The sequence below is a fragment of the Fusobacteria bacterium ZRK30 genome (assembly GCA_024628785.1).
Lineage (GTDB): Bacteria > Fusobacteriota > Fusobacteriia > Fusobacteriales > Fusobacteriaceae > Psychrilyobacter.
Genome location: CP102404.1, coordinates 307,417 through 325,311 on the forward strand (window position 1 = coordinate 307,417; position 17,895 = coordinate 325,311).

Sequence of the window (17,895 nt, forward strand, 5' to 3'; positions counted from 1 at the left end):
TATCTGGATGCAACGTCACGTTGCTATTTATTTTATCATGGTAAAGGTAAATAGAGTCCCATTTTTATTGGATTTGACATCTATATCTCCGCCACATAGATGAACTAATTCATAGACTATAGACAGCCCCAAACCTGTTCCGGCTACATTACTGGTTCTTGCTTTATCGACCCTGTAAAATCTATCAAATATTTTATAGGTATCGGATTTATTCATCCCAATCCCATTGTCCTTTACAGAAATTTTATATTTATCGAATTTTTCCTCCATAGTAACTTTTATTTTAGGAGTGTTAACATTATAAATAATAGCATTTTCTATGAGATTTTTTAAGATCATGGTAGTTTTTTCAAAATCTATTCTGATATAGTCAGTTTGCAGATCTAATTTATAGGATAGATCTACTTTTTTTGATTCAATTTGATTTTCAAGAGATCTGTTGATCTCATCCTTCAAAAGGTTGACATGAATAGGAGCTAAATTTATGACCTTGCTGCTCTCTATCTTAGATAGATTTAAAAAATCCATCAAAATATTATCTAATTTTCCTGCATTTCTCTCTATGGTATTGATAAATTTATCTCTTTTATGGGAATTCTCTTCCTCCCTCAAAGCAACTAAATATCCCATAATATTAGTTAGAGGAGTTTTCAATTCATGTCCTACATTGGTAATAAAATTCTTTTGTACCTCTAGTGTTTCTCTGTTCCTGGTGATATCCTTTATGGTAAAAAGATATTCTTCCCGGGACTTCATATATTTACCCCTGAGCAATATATATTTTTGAATATCGTCTAAGAAGATTTCAGAGGTATCGTTTTCTTTTTTTGAGATCAATCGATCTATAAATTTAATAACTTCTGGATATTTGATATCTTTTTTATAATTATTAATATCTTCCTTTATATAGATAAAATTAATGGCATCATTTTTTAATTTGATTTTTTTTTCATTATCCACTAAGAGGATCCCCATATCTACAGATGAGATGATGTTATTTAATTTAATTTTTTCTAATTTTAATTTTTCTATATTCTTTAGGTTATTGTCCTGCCATTCCTTAATAACTTCCCAAAATTTAAACAGCCACCTGTCGTCTTTTGTGACGACTTCTTTTATTTCATTACCATCCTCTAGCATCTTTTTTATCTGGTCGATCCTGTCAAACAGATAGCGTTTTAAATAAAATCGATAACTTATAAGTGCAAAGAGGTTTAGCAGAGAGAATAAGATAATATGTACGTAAGTACTGAGTTTTATGTGTTTGAGAGCATTATTGGATACTACAGAAACACGAATAATTTGAGATGAATTTAATTTCAGAGCAAAATATATCATCTCTTTTTTAGTAGTTTCACTTTTCCGTGTAGAGAGACCTTCATCATCTTTTAGAGCACTTAAAATTTCAGGACGATTATGGTGATTTTCTATGGAGTCAATAGATTTATCCTCCATACTATCAAATAAAACTTTTCCATCTAAACCTATAATGGTAAATCGTTTTTGTGTTTTTTTAAAGAGATCCCCATAATTTTCAGATGGATTTTGCAGGATAATATTTTTGATTAAATAAGCATCATTTCTAAGGGAATTTTCCACATTTTTTATGCTGATTTCCGATAATTTATCGGTGTTCCACCTTACATAGAGGACCTCTATCAGGAGGATAAAAATTATTATTATAAAATCTTTTCTTCTAATTTGTATCCAACCCCCTTGATCGTTTTAATGTCTTTTGAGATACTCTTTACCTTATCTCTAATTTTTGAGATATACATATCTACAGTACGATCACCTGTATAATAGTTACTCTGCCACACTTTGTCTAATATTTTATCTCTAGTTAATACTAATCCTTTATTTTTTATAAGAAGAAGTAAAAGATCATATTCTTTTTTAGACATGGGAATCTCATTTTTATCTTCTAAAATCAAGTGTTTATCGGTATCGATAGTTATATTTTTAAACGTATATTTCTTGGTATTTACTTTCGTTTCACGGTTTAAAAGCTTCTTTACCCGTAAAACCAACTCTCTAGGATCAAATGGTTTTTTCATATAATCGTCTGCTCCTATCTCAAGACCTGATAATACATCTTCTATATCAGTTTTGGCTGTAAGCATTATTATCTTAGGGTTACCATATTTCTCTTCTGACTTTTTAATCATTTGTGCCAGACTCTTTCCATCCAAATGAGGAAGCATAAGATCCAGTATAATAATATGAGGATGATAAGTTTTTGCTAATTTTAATCCTGCCATCCCATCGCCAGCCTCAAGGACTTCATATCCCTCTTTCTCCATAAAAAAACTAATTAATTCTCTGATATCTATGTCATCTTCTACAATTAATACTTTCAATTAATAATCACCTCATCCCTTATTATTTATAAAATTATATTCTATACTTAGAATACAATTTTTTTTACTCTATTTCAAACTTTTTCTTATTTGTTTACATTAGATTTACATTGAGAGACAGAGAAATGAATAGATATTAAATTTTATATTTTATAAGTGATGATAACTTTTTATATAATCACCTATAAGTCATAATTTTAAATTTTTCTAGAATTTCAATAAAAAAATAAAACTCCCATTAAATATGGAAGTTTTGTAAAGTCTTAATAATCAGTTTAAGGTTTTGTATTTTGTTTTAGATTTTTATTTTTTAAAAACCATCTTTCTCATCTTTGATCCAACTTCTTCAATTTTAGAGTTAGAATATTTAGACCTTTCCCCCCCCATAAATTTATATCCAGTTTCTGTTTCATCTATAAATTCCTTTGCAAATTTACCATTCTGAATATCTCCTAAAACTTCTTTCATAGCTTCACGAGTTTTACCTGTGATAATTTTTTTACCAGTAACATAATCACCATATTCAGCAGTATTTGATATAGAATCTCTCATCTTAGCAAATCCTTTTTCATATACCATGTCAATTATTAATTTCATCTCATGGACACATTCAAAATATGCTACCTCAGGATTATACCCTGCTTCTACCAAGGTATCAAATCCAGCCTGCATAAGTTCTGTAACTCCCCCACAGAGTACAGCCTGTTCTCCAAATAGATCTGTTTCAGTTTCCTCTTTAAAGGTAGTTCCTATGATACCAACCTTTCTTCCTACTCCATTTCCCCATGCATCAGCAACTTCTTTGGTATCTCCGCTTATATCTTGATATACTGCTGTTAAGCAGGGAACCCCATGTCCTTTTTCAAATATTTCTCTGACCATATGCCCAGGTCCTTTAGGAGCTACCATAAATACGTTAACTTTTTCATTGGGAATGATTTTTTTATAATGGATATTAAATCCATGGGCAAAACCTAGGTATGCTCCCTCTTTTAGATTATCTTTTATATCTCTTTCGTATACAGTAGGCTGGGCTTCATCTGGAGTTAAAAACATAACTACATCAGCATCTTTTACAGCTTCTGATATTTTTTTTACTTTGACTCCTGCTTTTTCTGCTTTTTCCCAAGATTTAGAGCCTTCCCTTAATCCTACTGTCATATCCATTCCCAAATCTTTTAAGTTAAGTGCATGAGCATGTCCCTGACTTCCATATCCTATTACAGTTAATTTTTTCCCTTCTAAAACTTTTAATTCCTTCATAATATATATACTCCTTCCAATGTAATTTTTATTTATTGTTTTTCTCCTCTATGCATAGCTGTTATACCAGTTCTTGAGATCTCCAAGACCTCAAATTTTTGAACTAATTTTAAAAATCCATCGATCTTATCCAGATCTCCAATTAACTCTATAATCAATGATTCGTGGGAAATATCAATAATTTTTCCTTTAAATATATCAGCAACTTCAATAAGTTCACTCCGGGTTTTAAAGTCAGTTTTTATTTTGACTAAAATTAATTCCCTTTTGATGGTTCTTGTTTTATCAAAAATTTGTACCTCTACTACATCCACAAGTTTTCCAACCTGTTTTTTTATCTGTTCTATAATTTTTTTATTTCCTATAACAGAGATGGTCATCCTAAAAAAACCATCTCTTTCACTGACACCAGAAGTAATTCCATTGATATTAAAACCTCTTTTAGAAAACAATCCAGAAATTTTAGACAATACCCCTGGAATATCTTTCATAATAACTAAAACTTGGTATTCTCTCATCTGTCCTCCTTTGATAAAATCATCTCATGTACAGATTGCCCCGGCGGAATCATAGGGAATATATTTTCTTCCCTTGTAACAACGGCATCTATTAATACCGGTTTATTAACTTTAAATGCTTTTTCCAAAATATTATCTAGAAGGGGAATATTTTCCACTCTATATGAATCAATTCTATAAGCTTTTCCTAAAGTTAAAAAATCAGGGTTTACTTCTAGATCAACAAATGAATATCTTCTCTCATGAAACATCTCCTGCCACTGCCTGACCATCCCTAGGAATGAATTGTTTACGATGATGATCTTAATATCTAAATTATATTGTGATATGGTCATAAGTTCTTGGGAGTTCATTTGAAATCCCCCGTCTCCTACAATAGCAACTACTTCCCTATCTGGATGAGCAAGTTTAGCTCCTATGGCAGCAGGTAATCCAAATCCCATGGTTCCTGCTCCTCCAGAAGTCACAATACTATTGATTTTGTTAAATTCATAATACTGGGCTGTCCACATCTGGTGTTGTCCAACATCTGTACAGACGATTGCTTCTCCCTTGGTTATTTCACTTATTTTAGAGATGAGATTTTGCGGACTGATCTCGTCTATAGGAAAGTCCTTTGAGAGGGGAAATGTATTTTTTAACTCTGAAATCCTGTCTATCCACTGAGGGTTTTGTTTTTCATAATCTGATACTAAAAGTTTTTTTAGTACACAATTTAAATCTCCCACAATATGCAGATTGACTTCTTTTATCTTGTTTATTTCAGCTTCATCGATATCTATATGTATAATTTTTGCATTTTTACAAAACCTTTGGACATCTCCGGTAACTCTATCGTCAAACCTCATTCCCAAAGCTATCACAAGATCGGCTTCATCTACAGCATAGTTGGCATAGGGGGTCCCGTGCATTCCCAGCATATGAAGGTTATGGATATCATGGTGGGGCAGGGTTCCTAATCCCAAGAGGGTAGATGTCATTGGGATATCAAATTTTTTAATAACTTTTTTTAATGTTTCCTGTGCTTTTGATTTAACAACCCCATTTCCTGAAAGGATAATAGGTCTTTTGCTCTCCTTGATCATATCAATCATAAGATCTATAGATTTTGTTTCTGGACTATCATATAGGTGATGATATGTAGAGGTCGGATTATTTTCGTCCCTATAAAGTTGTTCAAATTTTTCATAGGAGATCTCCTCCAGCTGGATATTTTTAGGGATATCCACCAATACAGGTCCAGGTCTTCCTATATTCGTGAGATAGATAGCTTCCTTTAAGATCCTGGGCAGATCTTCAATAGTTCTCACAAGATAGGTATGCTTAGTTATTGGAAGAGAAATCCCTGTAATATCAGATTCTTGAAAAGCATCGCTGCCTAGATTCGTACTGGGAACCTGTCCTGTAATAACCAGCAGAGGAGTCGAGTCCATATAAGCAGTCATTATTCCAGTAACTGTATTGGTGGCTCCAGGTCCCGAAGTAGCTATTGAAACCCCTGTTTTTTTACTGGCTCTGGCATATCCGTCTGCTGCATGGGTAGCCCCCTGTTCATGCCTTGTAAAAATATGTTTTATCTTATCTTTATAGTCATAGAGAGCATCATAGAGAGGAATTACTGCTCCACCAGGATAACCAAAGACTGTATTTAAGTCATGTCTATATAAAATTTCTAAAATTATTCTAGCTCCATTAATATTTTTCATTAGAATACTCCCTTCTTAACGATATTTGTTGTTATAAATAAAATTAATAATTTTTTAAAAGGACAGCTCCCTTGCTGGCTGAACTAACAATTTGCTGGTACCTTCTGAGGTAACTACTTTCTACCTGCTTTATTAGAGGTTTAAAGTTAGTTTTTCTATCCTCTATCTCACTGTCACTGACTTTTAAAGAGATAGATCTATTAGGGATGTCGATCTCTATAAGATCTCCTTCTTTTACAAGACCGATAACTCCTCCATCTGCTGCTTCTGGAGATACATGGCCAACTGCTGCTCCACGACTAGCTCCTGAAAATCTTCCGTCTGTAATAAGAGCACAATATTTATCCAATCCCATTCCGGCTAGTGTGGCAGTAGGAGCTAACATCTCCCTCATTCCAGGTCCGCCTTTTGGCCCTTCATATCGAATGACAACTATATCGCCTTTTTCTATATGGCCTCCTAAGATAGCTTTTACCGAATCCTCTTCATTTTCAAATACTCTGGCAGGTCCACAATGTTTAATCATTGTTTTATCTACTGCTCCAGCTTTTACAATGGCTCCATCGGCTGCTAAATTTCCATATAGAGTGGCTAATCCACCATTTTTATAGTATGCCTTCTCAAAAGTTCTAATAACATCTTTATCTAATACCTTACTTCCTACTGCTACTTCCAGCTGAGATTTTAGCATCACAGTAGAAGCTTCTTTCAAACAATCATTTTGATGTAAAACATTCATAACAGCAGAAACTCCTCCTGCCATATGCAGGTCCTCTATAAAATGTTCCCCTGAGGGAGATAATTTACATATCTGTAAAACTTCTTTTGAAACATCATCAAATTCTTTTAAAGTCAGTTCTATCCTACATTCATTGGCAATAGCAGGAAGGTGTAAACTTGAATTTGTAGATCCTCCCAGAGCCATATCAACGGCTATAGCGTTATAAAAAGCATCTTTTGTCATGATGTCTTTAGGCTTTAAATCTGCTTCCAATAATTTTAAAACCTGCATCCCGGCTGTTTTAGCCAGTCTGATTCTTTCTGAAAATACAGCTGGAATGGTTCCGTTACCAGATAGTGACATTCCAAGAGCTTCTGTAAGGCAATTCATGGTATTTGCAGTATACATACCGGAACAAGATCCACATGTTGGACAGGCAGAATTTTCAGCTTCTGCTAAATCTTCACAGCTCATACTTCCGTTTTCATATTCACCGACATATTCAAAGACATTGCTTAAACCAATTTTTTTACCTTTAAAGACACCGGCCAACATAGGTCCCCCACTAATAAAAATAGATGGAATATTTAATCTGGCTGCTGCCATGAGCATTCCGGGAACTACTTTGTCACAACTTGGAATAAATACCATAGCATCAAAGGGCATTGCCGTGGCACTTATCTCTGCAGAGTCAGCTATAATCTCTCTGCTTGGAAGGGAAAAACTCATCCCATTATGATTCATAGCTAGACCATCACAAACAGCTATGGTACTAAATTCCAGAGGAACTCCTCCAGCTAATCTAACTCCGGTTTTTACGGCATCGATTATTTTATCCAGGTGCATATGTCCCGGAACTATTTCATTATAGGAACCGGCTATCCCTATAATTGGTCTTTTTATTTCCTCATCTACAAGCCCTAGAGCTTTTAATAGAGATCTATGGGGAGCTCTCTGGCTCCCTTTTTTTAATTCATTACTTCTCATAGTTATGCTCCTAATTTTAATTTTTTTATATCTAGATGTAACGTCATATTGCTTATTTTACATAAGTTAACCAAGAATTATACTCAGATTTTTTTCCTTCTGTCATCTCAAAGAAGGCTTTTTGTATCCTCTCTGTGACAGGACCTCTTTTACCAATTCCAACTGTTATTTTGTCAACACTGGCTATTGGTGTTATCTCAGCAGCAGTTCCAGAAAAAAACATCTCATCGGCTGTATATAGAGATTCCCTGGAAATTGTTTCTTCTACAACTTCATAACCTAGGTCACGGGCTATTGTTATTACAGAATTCCGGGTGATACCAATAAGTGCAGACGACCCTGCCTGGGGAGAATAGATCTTTCCGTTGGAAACTACAAATAAATTTTCCCCGCTTCCCTCACTTACATTTCCTGAGTAATCTAAAGCAATACCTTCATCGTAACCATTTTCTAGTGCTTCCATCTTGATAAGTTGGGAACTCAGATAGTTCCCGCCGGCTTTGGCAGCTGTAGGCATTGTATTGGGTGCTAAACGTCTCCAAGAAGATACACAGACATCTACTCCCTTAGTCAATGCTTCTTCTCCTAGGTATGCTCCCCATTCCCAGGCAGCTATCATAGTTTCAACGGGACAATTAGATGGATTTACTCCTAAAGATTCATATCCTCTGTATACCAAGGGTCTGATATAGGCAGTTTTAATACCATTGATTTTGATAGTATCAAATATAGCTTTTTTCATCTCCTCTTTAGAATATGGGATCTCAGTTCTGTATATTTTACAAGAGTTATATAATCTGTCGATATGTTCATCTAGTCTGAATATAGCTGTTCCTTCCTCTGTTTTATAAGCTCTGATCCCTTCAAAAAAACTAGTTCCATAGTGCATTACATGGGATAAAACGTGAACCTTAGCATTGTCATGATCGATCATCTCACCATTCATCCATATTTTTTTAGTATCTATCATCTCTATAACCTCCTGAATTTATTATTTTTTTATAAAAAAAGAAGCAGCTAATATTATTAGCTGCTTCTATACTACTTTCCCTAAATAATTAATCTTATTAAAAACTATCGTTTAAAAAAAATTGGCGGAATTCGTACTATAAAGATCACAACTAATATTATTGATTATGTTTATAATTATTATTATAATGACAATAGAAATATTAATTATTGATCTCATATTTTGACCTCCGTTTTTTGTTTGTTTTTTTTATTGATACAACAATAACATTTTTACAGAAGTATGTCAAAAAATAATTAAATTTTTTTTTAATAATTTAATTATTTGTTATAAAAGTCTTGATTTTAATGGGAAAGATGATGAATATTAAATATATATAATTTTTAGAAAAATTTATGATAAAATAAGAAAAAGAATAAATTATGGAGGAAAAGATGGAAAAAAATAACTATGAAAACTTAAAAATCGAATTAAAAAAACTTTGGAATGAGGAAAGAGCCTCTAATTTTTTAGAGGAAATATCAGAGAAGATAGATGAAGATCAAATTGAATGTCTCTCAAAGATGTTTATCTATATAGCTGAAAAGACACCTGATCTAGATGAAATTAAATTAAGAGAGATAGCAAATAACCTGGATACTTTTGATGGTCCATTGGAATTTTTAGAGTATTTCTTTAAGATGACCCAGCCGGATCTGGTAGAAAATATCATGGAAAATTTAAAAGCGGATCCTGAAGAAGTAATAGATATGTTGGAATCTATTGAGGATCAGGGGATTATTGAATATCTAGTAGGATTTGGATCATTTTATGTATGGTATAAGGGATAGAAAGTCAGTAGGTTATTAATATTAAAGGGGATACCGATTGGTATCCCCTTTATTCTATCTTTATACTCTCTATCCTATGTTGTGTAGTTAGGAGCTTCCTTTGTAATGTTTATATCGTGGGGATGAGATTCTTTTAATCCTGATCCTGTGATCTTAACAAATTTCCCGTCTCTCTTTAAAACTTCTATTGTAGGAGTACCGCAATATCCCATACCAGCTCTGATACCACCACAAAGTTGGAAGATAACATCAGATAATGAACCTTTAAAAGCAACCCTTCCTTCGATTCCTTCAGGAACTAATTTTTTAGCCTTCCCTTGGAAATATCTGTCTCCAGACCCTCTTTTCATAGCAGCCATAGATCCCATACCTACATATACCTTAAATTTTCTACCATTAAAGATAACTTCTTCTCCTGGAGCTTCCTCAGTACCGGCAAGAAGTCCACCTACCATTACACAATCTGCACCAGCAGCTAAAGCTTTAACAATATCTCCAGATAACTTTATTCCACCATCGGCAATAACACCTACTTCTAAGTTTTTACAAACTTCATAGACATCATTGACAGCAGTTAGCTGAGGAACTCCTACTCCTGCTACAACACGGGTAGTACAGATAGAACCAGGTCCTACTCCTACTTTTACTGCTGTAGCTCCAGCTTCTACCAGATCAATGGCAGCCTGGGCAGTTACAATATTTCCTCCGATAATATCTAATTCAGGAAATTCAGTTCTGATAGTTTTTATCATATTAAGTACACCTTGTGAGTGACCATGGGCTGAATCTACAGTGATAATATCAACTCCGGCTTCTACCAATGCACTTACTCTCTCCATTGTGTCGGCCCCAATTCCAACGGCTCCTCCGACTCTTAATCTTCCCTTCTTATCCTTACATGCATTTGGGTATTCCTCTAAATTATCGATATCTTTTATAGTTATAAGTCCCTTTAATTTATTATCTTTATCTACGATAGGTAGTTTTTCAATTCTGTTTTCTAATAAAATTTCCTTAGCTTCATCTAAAGTAGTTCCAATAGAGGCTGTAATAAGATTTTCAGAGGTCATGATCTCCTCTACTTTTTGACTTAGATCTTTTCTGTATTTCAAGTCTCTATTTGTGATAATTCCTACCAATGTCCCGTCGTCTTCTACAATAGGTAATCCGGAAACTCTGTATGTTGCCATGATCTTATCTGCATCAGCTAGGATAGAGTTTCTATGCAAGATGATAGGGTTTGTGATCATCCCAGATTCATTTCTTTTAACCTTGTCTATCTCAGCAGCCTGGTCTTCGATAGACATATTTTTATGGATAAATCCTAATCCCCCTTGACGTGCCATGGAGATAGCCATCTTAGATTCTGTAACAGTATCCATAGCAGCACTCAAAAATGGGATGTTTAGGGTGATTTTTTTAGTTAATTTTGTCTGTAATGATACCTCGTGGGGTAAAACCTCTGATTTTTGTGGTACTAATAATACATCGTCAAAGGTGATAGCCTCTTTGATTATTTTTCCGTTTAACATAAATAAACCTCCTAATTATATTGAAATTAAAATGATAAAAAACTAAATTATTATGATCATAATGTGCTTTTAATTACATCTAAAAAAAGGTATAAAAAAAAGACCGTAGTCCACCCTCTACAAAAACTATGTGTGAAGAGTATAGACTTCTGCCTTTACTTTTCACCCATAGAGGTTAATTTTAGGTTAACCGTAGAGACACTAGACCATATTTCTAGCTTATATGAGTTATTGATTATTGTTATAAATTTCAATAATCATAACATAAATATAATATTGTTGTCAATAACAAAAATATGAGGGAAAAATAAAAAAGTAAGAGATTTTTTTTATAATTTTATAAAAAAAGACCGAAAAATTTCGGTCTTTTAATCTTTTTATAAATTGAATCTATAACCGGCAGAAAGAACAAGTCTTCCATAGTCATTGTCTTCTTTTTCGTTTTCACCCTTTATTTCAGATTTAGCTTTATTAAGTGCATACATTAATTCTACTGTGAAATTATGGTATTCCATTCCTCCACCAATAGCCCAATAAAGACCATTTTCAACCTCTGTCTCTGTTTTTCCACTTTTATTTGCATCTGTAAAAGAATATTCTATATCTGAAGAACCCATGTTAAATGAATAACCTAAGTTAGCCTTTAAATATGGTGTGAATTCTGAATCCATATGAAAGTTATATTTAGCGATTAAATATAGTGGGACTGAGTTGTACTCTCCACCTTTAGAATCTAGATTTCCTTGACTTGTTCCATTTGATTTATCTTCCCTATCTCCATGGAATTGGTACGCTAGACCTAAACCCAGGTCAAAATTATCTGTTAAACCTCTATATCCCTCAATGGCTATCTCTCCACCAAATCCCTTTGTCTCATTATTTAAGATAGGAACATCTTCTCCATTATCTTTAGTGTAGATCTTAGTGTATTCAGCTCCTAAATCTCCCCCGAATCTTGCATTTAAATACGTATCTCCCTTAGCACCAAATGATAGTGCCGATAGTGCTACTAACCCTAATAATACTTTTTTCATATTTCATTCCTCCCTAGAACAATCTTTGATTTTTAATTGAAATTTAGTCAAAAACCCTTAAAATTATAATATATATGTTAAAAAAAGTCAAATTTTGTAATTATTTTTTAATACTTTAGTACTGTTTTAAAGGTAAGATTCATAGTTGAATTAAAAAAATTCCCTGTAAAATACAGGGAATTTTTATTTAGAACTATAATTTATTTTTAAATCTTTAGAAATAAACTCCTACAAGAAGTAATCCAGAAGTAAATACCAATAAAATTCCTAATAGAGGCATAATAAATTTAAACCACTTATCTAAAGTAACGTTGACCATCATTAGAGAAGCTAAAACCAAACCTGTAGGAGTGATAAATGCCATCATTCCCATCCCGTATTGGTAAGCACTGACAATTGATTCACGAGGAATACCAACAACGTCTGCAAGGGGAGCCATGATAGGCATAGATAAAACAGCCAATCCAGAAGATGATGGGACAAAGAATGAAAGCCCGGCAAACAAGATCATCATAACATTGATAAATAAACCCTTACCCATACCATCAACTATATTAGAAGTGTAATATAACATAGTGTCACTGATTAACCCATTATCCATGATCATTGTAACACCTCTGGCAATACCAACGATTAGAGCAACTCCTAAAAGGTCTCTGGCACCATTTAAAAACTCAGCTACATAAATTTTTTCATCTATTTTCTCTATAACAGCTACAACTATAGAAGCTACAAAGAATAGTGTAGTCATCTCTAAGAACCACCAGTCAAGTTTAGAAACACCGTAGATCATAACTATAAATGAGAGTGCAAATATAGATAAAATTAATTTAGTTCTGATATCAAAAGTTTTAGCTTCTTTATCTGTATTAGAGTGTAAAAATCTCTCTTCGATTTCAGCTTTTTGTGAAAAAATAAGAGATTTACTTGGATCTTTTTTTACTTTTTCAGCATATTTAATGATATATACTATACAGATAGCTGTTCCGGCTACCAGCATAACTCCCCTTCCTATTATTCCAGATGTCCAGTTAATACCGGCAGCATTAGAAGCCATAATAGTAGCAAATGGGTTTACGGTAGAAGCCATAGTACCAATAGATGACCCTACATAGATTGCAGCTACTGCTACCATAGCGTCATAACCTACTGCTAAAAATACAGGAACCAGGATGGGATAAAATGCGATAGTTTCTTCAGCTAATCCAAAAGATGTCCCGCCTAGTGCAATCAATGAAGTGATGATTATGATAAGCCATTTTTCCTTCCCGTTTAACGTCTTGGCAAGGTGGGAAATTCCCGAATCAAATGCCCCTGTATGATTAACTACACCTATAAATCCACCGATTATTAGGATAAAGAAGATGATATCCACTCCTCCATACATCCCGTTAATAGGAGACTGGAATAACTGTTTTATTCCCTGTGGATTGGACTCTAATTTAGTATAAGTTCCTGGAATACCTATAGGTTTCCAGATATCTCCTCCTATAAATTTATCAAGTTTTGCTTTGATATCAAAATTATCCAGAGTTTCCTGAGTTGGTGGATAATTAGTTGTTTTACCAGTGGCAGTAGTAACTATAAATACATTTTCATGGGTGTCGTAAGCCAGTGAATCATATTTACCTGCCGGCATGATCCAAGTTAAAATAGCTACTAAGGCAGCCACAATGAAAAGTATGGTATAAGCTGTTGGAAATTGAAGTTTTTTCTTTGTTGTCATAATATGCTCCTTTTTAAATGTGATTATAATATAATTCTAGTACATTTTTAAGTTATATGCAACAAAAAGCACTATTTTCAAACTTTATTTTAATATTTATATGAAAAATCATAGAAAAGCAGTATTTTTGAACTAAAAAAAGAGTATTCGTAAACGAATACTCTTTTGAAATATTTTTTTATTTTTTTAATAAACTTTCAATATTAATATCTGTATTAAAATCCATATCATAGATCTTGAATTTAAAAAATCCATTCTCGTCACAGGGGATATCGTATTTTGGCATTATCTTTTCATAGATATAATCATAGATTATAACGATAGTTCCATTATTTTTATCTTCATCTAAGACATTTTTTAATCCAACTACCCTTTTGGGATTTATTCCCAAGACATTTTTTAAAAGATCCAGTTTTTCTTTTTCATCCAAAAAGGTGTTTAAAACCTTGTGCAGTGTAGGAGAGATTTTTATTGCAAAGAGAGGTTTAATCGGATCTCTGGGTATAAATTTTATTGTATTCATCTAACCACCTACTTTTATTTAATCGTTTATAAACTTAATTATGAAAAATCAAACATATATATATTCAATTTATGCTTAATTTGGATACAGCTTTACGTTGCTTATTTTATAAAGGTATAGTCTTCTTTTTCCATCATCTCTTTAATTTTTTCAAAATATTCTTTAACTTCTTGTGGGACTTTTTTCTTTACAGAAAAATTAAATCCCTTGGCAGTGTATTTTATAGATACCTTTTTTGGTTTTTCCGAGATATTTAAGTTTTTTAACAGATCCCTCAATTCATCCCTGTTAAAATCCTTATATTCTTTTACAATATCAGCTGTAGCTTTTTCTGTTTTTAGTTTAGTGACAACTTTATTTAATAGTTCAGCCTTGTCTGCACCTAAAACTTCTATAATTTCCCTGATCTCCATAGGGTAGTTAATAGCATTTTTTATCCTATAATAAGTTTTTTTACTGATATTATACCCAGTTATGATATCTTCAATAGATTTATCTTTTCTGGCAGCTTCCTTATTAAATTTATAGGATTGCTCCAATAGAGTTAAGTTTTTTCTCTTTAAATTTTCATCGATAGAGATGCTGTCTAAGAGGCTGTATGGAGTATTTTTATCAAAGATAACTACTCTGTCCTTTGCTTTAACTTCTTTTTCCTCTTTATAGAGCTCCTTTATAGCACTGGATCTTCGAAGACCACTGATAATTCTAAATTTTCCCTCTTCCTTTTCCTGAAGATATATTATATTCAAGAGTCCTATGGCACTAATACTTTCTTTAAGTTCATTTAATTCAGAATCATCCATAGAAAGTCTGTTTATAAAAGTAATATCCTCGAAATCAATTTGGTCCAAGAGTTCGTGACGCATATGAACCATTCTTCCATATTGTTTTACTATCTTTTCCTTTGGGAGATCTATCGTTTCTTTTTTCGGCCCCCTACTGAGTAAAGGGTTATTTCCTAATCTACTCATTAACTCTCCTCCCTTTCAATTATTTCAACACAAAGACCTTTATAATCTTTGGCTCCATTACTTCTAGAAGCATAATCAAAGATACTCAGCCCATGGGAAGATGCTTCAGCTACCTTTACATTTCTTCTGATTAAAGTTTTAAACATATTATCTCCGAAGAACTCTTTTAGTTGTCCAACAACTTCTATATGAAGTTTTGATCTGGAATCTACCATGGTAGCAAATATTCCGCCAATTCTAAGGTCATCGTTCATCCTCTGGGTAACGATATCTATAGTGTCCATAAGTTCTACAATTCCTTCTAGAGCATAGAATTCTGTCTGAACCGGGATATATACCTCATGAGATGCCATAAGAGCATTAAATGTAAGGGTATCTAAACTAGGGGGACAGTCGATAAGAACATAGTCATATCCATATACATCTTTTAAAATTTCTTTGAGTAAACTTTCCTTTCCGGGGACTCCTCCTAATTCTAAATTGACCTTTGACATCTTTATATTAGTTGGAAGAATATCGGCAAATGAAGTTTCTATAACTATATCATCAAAATTTAATTTACTTGCTCCAAAGGATTTAGCCTTTAGAAGATCATACACTGTATAATCTAAATTTCTTTTGTCTAGACCAAAACCAGAGGTCAGATTTCCCTGTGGATCAAAGTCGATAGCTAAAACTTTTTTTCCTAGAGCGTGTAAGCCTGCGGCTATATTTTGAGTTGATGTAGTCTTAGCTACTCCACCTTTTTGATTTAAAATTGAAATTATCTTCATTTACCCACCTTCCATATATTTTATTTTTTTGTTTATTTAAATTATTAATTAAACTTTTTGTCGCAGTAGACGCCTTTAAAATAACAGACTTCTCCACTTTAAACTACCATTAATATTAGCATATAATTAATCATTTTACAAACCAATCCATCATTTTTACTCAATATCTATTGACAAATTTTTTAAATAGGAGTATATTCAACTTGTGCATATGCACAAAACTATAGGGAGTATTTAAAGATAGAATTAAGAATAAAAAAGGAGATGTTTTAAGGATGGATCCACAAACAATGAAAAAAATCAAAGAGGAAGATGCCAGGATACAGGAAAATATCAAGGGGATAAAGCATAAAGTCGTTGTAATGAGCGGGAAGGGAGGGGTAGGAAAATCAACTCTTTCTACAAATATAGCCTATGGTCTTGCAATGTCCGGGAAAAAGGTTGGTCTTTTGGATGCAGATCTACATGGACCGAATATCCCAATTATGTTAGGAGTAGAGGGAAAAACATTACCTTCATTGAGGGAACCCTTGAGAATTAATGAAAATTTAAAGGTAGTTTCATTGAGTTTTTATTTAAAGGATTCCAACAATCCGATTATTTGGAGGGGACCTGCAAAAACAGGAGCGATAAAACAGCTTTTAGGAGATGTAAATTGGGGAGATATAGATTATCTTGTAGTGGATCTGCCTCCCGGGACAGGGGATGAATCTCTCACTGTTGCCCAAACTTTAGGAAAGGTAGATGGAAGTGTGATAGTTACAACTCCTCAGGATGTTGCTATTTTGGATTCCAGAAAATCTATAAAATTTTCTAAACTGGTAAATATGCCGGTTTTGGGAATAGTAGAAAATATGAGTGGATTTGTATGCCCTCATTGCGATGAAAGGATAGACATCTTTAAAAGCGGAGGAGGGGAAAAGGTATCTAAAGATATGAATATAGACTTTTTAGGGAAAATACCATTAACTCCAGAGATGGTGGAAACAGGAGACCAGGGAAAACCTTATATCTTTTCTAAAAAAGCAGGAGCTGCATATGAATCATTAAATACTGTAATCTCTGAAATTGTAAAAAAAGTAGAAGGTTAATAAATATAATAGTTTTAAAAGAGAGCTGATCTAAAGATCAGTTTTCTTTAAAATGAATACTCAGCAATTCAAAATATTTAGGAGGGATATAGTTATGATGGAGAAAAATCTATTTTTAAAGATGAATATTCAAGACCTTTTTACAGAGTACCCCTTTGTTACTAAAATATTTGAAAAATTCGGATTAAAGTGCAGCTCCTGCACATTTTCTAAAAATGTAAGTTTAGAAGATGCTCTTCAGAGTTCAGGGCTGTCTTCAAATGAAATTGTTGAGGAGATAATAGAGCGTCTAGAGGGAGAAGGTAAAGATGAAGGGATATATACACGTATACACAGGTAACGGGAAGGGGAAAACTACAGCAGGTATGGGACTTATGATAAGAGCTTTGGGGCATGGACTAAAAGTTTATATGGGGCAGTTTATGAAGGGGCAGAGATACGGTGAACTGAATACTCTGGAAAAATTAGGGATATCAATAGAAAGGTTTGGGACGGAAAACTGTATCATATCACCTGAACATGTGACAGATTTTGATCTGGCTAAAGCAAAGGAAGGGTATAAAAAAGTAGAGGAAGTTTTGCTAAGTAAAAAATATGATTTGGTTGTATTAGATGAAGTCTGTGTATCTACATATTTTAATTTGATAACTGTGGATGAGATCTTACATCTGATGAAGATCAAGCCGGAGGAGACCGAATTGGTATTAACCGGGAGGTATGCTCCTAAGGAAGTTATAGAAGCGGCAGATCTGGTTACAGAGATGAAAGAGATCAAACATTATTATAACTGCGGAGTTATGGCTAGAGACGGGATAGAAAGATAGTTTCACCTTTAAATAATAGAAAAATTAAATTATTCTAATATATTGACAACTAAGAAAATACGTGGT

Annotated in this window: 17 protein-coding genes and 1 riboswitch; of the genes, 4 read left to right on the forward strand and 13 right to left on the reverse strand. The window is 33.3% G+C overall.

Annotated elements, in window-relative coordinates; genetic code table 11:
• Positions 1 to 27: 27 nt before the first annotated feature.
• From NRK67_01540 to NRK67_01570, 7 genes are all read right to left on the reverse strand, one after another.
• Positions 28 to 1,599, reverse strand: coding sequence for an ATP-binding protein (locus tag NRK67_01540; protein UUV17541.1), 1,572 nt, complete (start codon positions 1,597 to 1,599; stop codon positions 28 to 30).
• An 80-nt stretch (positions 1,600 to 1,679) separates the two neighbouring features.
• Entirely contained in the window at positions 1,680 to 2,360 is a 681-nt protein-coding gene (locus NRK67_01545; GenBank protein UUV17542.1) for a response regulator transcription factor, read from the reverse strand.
• A gap of 303 nt (positions 2,361 to 2,663) precedes the next feature.
• The gene (gene ilvC / locus NRK67_01550) at positions 2,664 to 3,623 is read right to left on the reverse strand and encodes a ketol-acid reductoisomerase (protein ID UUV17543.1); all 960 of its coding nucleotides are present in this window, start codon (positions 3,621 to 3,623) and stop codon (positions 2,664 to 2,666) included.
• Positions 3,624 to 3,655: 32 nt separating this feature from the next.
• A complete protein-coding gene (ilvN, locus tag NRK67_01555) occupies positions 3,656 to 4,141 on the reverse strand; it encodes an acetolactate synthase small subunit (protein UUV17544.1) in 486 nt (161 codons plus the stop codon).
• Positions 4,138 to 5,847: a biosynthetic-type acetolactate synthase large subunit gene (gene ilvB, locus NRK67_01560; GenBank protein ID UUV17545.1), complete on the reverse strand. Its 1,710-nt coding sequence runs from the start codon at positions 5,845 to 5,847 to the stop codon at positions 4,138 to 4,140. Before ilvB ends, ilvN begins: the two co-directional genes overlap by 4 nt.
• Before the next feature lie 43 nt (positions 5,848 to 5,890).
• A complete protein-coding gene (gene ilvD, locus NRK67_01565; protein UUV17546.1) occupies positions 5,891 to 7,555 on the reverse strand; it encodes a dihydroxy-acid dehydratase in 1,665 nt (554 codons plus the stop codon).
• 52 nt (positions 7,556 to 7,607) lie between these two features.
• Positions 7,608 to 8,531, reverse strand: a complete 924-nt coding sequence (locus NRK67_01570; protein ID UUV17752.1) for a branched-chain amino acid transaminase — start codon at positions 8,529 to 8,531, stop codon at positions 7,608 to 7,610.
• 428 nt (positions 8,532 to 8,959) lie between these two features.
• Between NRK67_01570 and NRK67_01575 the strand changes: the two genes are divergently transcribed.
• Complete coding sequence (locus NRK67_01575; GenBank protein ID UUV17547.1) at positions 8,960 to 9,355, forward strand: hypothetical protein; 396 nt, start codon at positions 8,960 to 8,962, stop codon at positions 9,353 to 9,355.
• A 74-nt stretch (positions 9,356 to 9,429) separates the two neighbouring features.
• Here NRK67_01575 and guaB read toward each other — a convergent pair whose 3' ends face one another.
• From guaB to NRK67_01605, 6 genes are all read right to left on the reverse strand, one after another.
• Positions 9,430 to 10,887 (reverse strand): IMP dehydrogenase, encoded by a 1,458-nt coding sequence (gene guaB, locus NRK67_01580; protein UUV17548.1) that lies wholly within the window; start codon positions 10,885 to 10,887, stop codon positions 9,430 to 9,432.
• Positions 10,888 to 11,036: 149 nt separating this feature from the next.
• Positions 11,037 to 11,134, reverse strand: a riboswitch (purine riboswitch).
• 130 nt (positions 11,135 to 11,264) lie between these two features.
• Entirely contained in the window at positions 11,265 to 11,921 is a 657-nt protein-coding gene (locus tag NRK67_01585) for a porin family protein (GenBank protein ID UUV17549.1), read from the reverse strand.
• A 214-nt stretch (positions 11,922 to 12,135) separates the two neighbouring features.
• Positions 12,136 to 13,647, reverse strand: coding sequence for a YfcC family protein (locus NRK67_01590; protein ID UUV17550.1), 1,512 nt, complete (start codon positions 13,645 to 13,647; stop codon positions 12,136 to 12,138).
• 178 nt (positions 13,648 to 13,825) lie between these two features.
• Positions 13,826 to 14,170: a hypothetical protein gene (locus NRK67_01595; protein ID UUV17551.1), complete on the reverse strand. Its 345-nt coding sequence runs from the start codon at positions 14,168 to 14,170 to the stop codon at positions 13,826 to 13,828.
• 101 nt (positions 14,171 to 14,271) lie between these two features.
• Positions 14,272 to 15,141, reverse strand: a complete 870-nt coding sequence (locus NRK67_01600; protein ID UUV17552.1) for a ParB N-terminal domain-containing protein — start codon at positions 15,139 to 15,141, stop codon at positions 14,272 to 14,274.
• Positions 15,141 to 15,914 (reverse strand): ParA family protein, encoded by a 774-nt coding sequence (locus tag NRK67_01605; GenBank protein ID UUV17553.1) that lies wholly within the window; start codon positions 15,912 to 15,914, stop codon positions 15,141 to 15,143. Before NRK67_01605 ends, NRK67_01600 begins: the two co-directional genes overlap by 1 nt.
• Positions 15,915 to 16,204: 290 nt before the next feature.
• Here NRK67_01605 and NRK67_01610 point away from each other — a divergent pair, with 290 nt between their 5' ends.
• The 3 genes from NRK67_01610 (at position 16,205) to cobO (ending at position 17,829) form a co-directional block, all read left to right on the forward strand.
• On the forward strand, positions 16,205 to 17,005 hold the full coding sequence (locus tag NRK67_01610) for an Mrp/NBP35 family ATP-binding protein (protein ID UUV17554.1): 801 nt from the start codon (positions 16,205 to 16,207) through the stop codon (positions 17,003 to 17,005).
• 94 nt (positions 17,006 to 17,099) lie between these two features.
• Positions 17,100 to 17,345 (forward strand): DUF1858 domain-containing protein, encoded by a 246-nt coding sequence (locus NRK67_01615; protein UUV17555.1) that lies wholly within the window; start codon positions 17,100 to 17,102, stop codon positions 17,343 to 17,345.
• Entirely contained in the window at positions 17,314 to 17,829 is a 516-nt protein-coding gene (cobO, locus tag NRK67_01620; GenBank protein ID UUV17556.1) for a cob(I)yrinic acid a,c-diamide adenosyltransferase, read from the forward strand. The genes NRK67_01615 and cobO overlap by 32 nt, the downstream gene beginning before the upstream one ends.
• Positions 17,830 to 17,895 lie beyond the last annotated feature (66 nt).

Bases quoted from the DNA above. Each gene is read 5' to 3' on its own strand.
- NRK67_01615 (UUV17555.1), top strand. From the start codon at position 17,100: ATGATGGAGAAAAATCTATTTTTAAAGATGAATATTCAAGACCTTTTT.
- ilvC (UUV17543.1), bottom strand. From the start codon at position 3,623: ATGAAGGAATTAAAAGTTTTAGAAGGGAAAAAATTAACTGTAATAGGA.
- guaB (UUV17548.1), bottom strand. From the start codon at position 10,887: ATGTTAAACGGAAAAATAATCAAAGAGGCTATCACCTTTGACGATGTA.
- NRK67_01595 (UUV17551.1), bottom strand. From the start codon at position 14,170: ATGAATACAATAAAATTTATACCCAGAGATCCGATTAAACCTCTCTTT.
- NRK67_01575 (UUV17547.1), top strand. From the start codon at position 8,960: ATGGAAAAAAATAACTATGAAAACTTAAAAATCGAATTAAAAAAACTT.
- NRK67_01605 (UUV17553.1), bottom strand. From the start codon at position 15,914: ATGAAGATAATTTCAATTTTAAATCAAAAAGGTGGAGTAGCTAAGACT.
- ilvB (UUV17545.1), bottom strand. From the start codon at position 5,847: ATGAAAAATATTAATGGAGCTAGAATAATTTTAGAAATTTTATATAGA.
- NRK67_01610 (UUV17554.1), top strand. From the start codon at position 16,205: ATGAAAAAAATCAAAGAGGAAGATGCCAGGATACAGGAAAATATCAAG.
- cobO (UUV17556.1), top strand. From the start codon at position 17,314: ATGAAGGGATATATACACGTATACACAGGTAACGGGAAGGGGAAAACT.
- NRK67_01585 (UUV17549.1), bottom strand. From the start codon at position 11,921: ATGAAAAAAGTATTATTAGGGTTAGTAGCACTATCGGCACTATCATTT.
- ilvD (UUV17546.1), bottom strand. From the start codon at position 7,555: ATGAGAAGTAATGAATTAAAAAAAGGGAGCCAGAGAGCTCCCCATAGA.
- NRK67_01590 (UUV17550.1), bottom strand. From the start codon at position 13,647: ATGACAACAAAGAAAAAACTTCAATTTCCAACAGCTTATACCATACTT.
- ilvN (UUV17544.1), bottom strand. From the start codon at position 4,141: ATGAGAGAATACCAAGTTTTAGTTATTATGAAAGATATTCCAGGGGTA.
- NRK67_01600 (UUV17552.1), bottom strand. From the start codon at position 15,141: ATGAGTAGATTAGGAAATAACCCTTTACTCAGTAGGGGGCCGAAAAAA.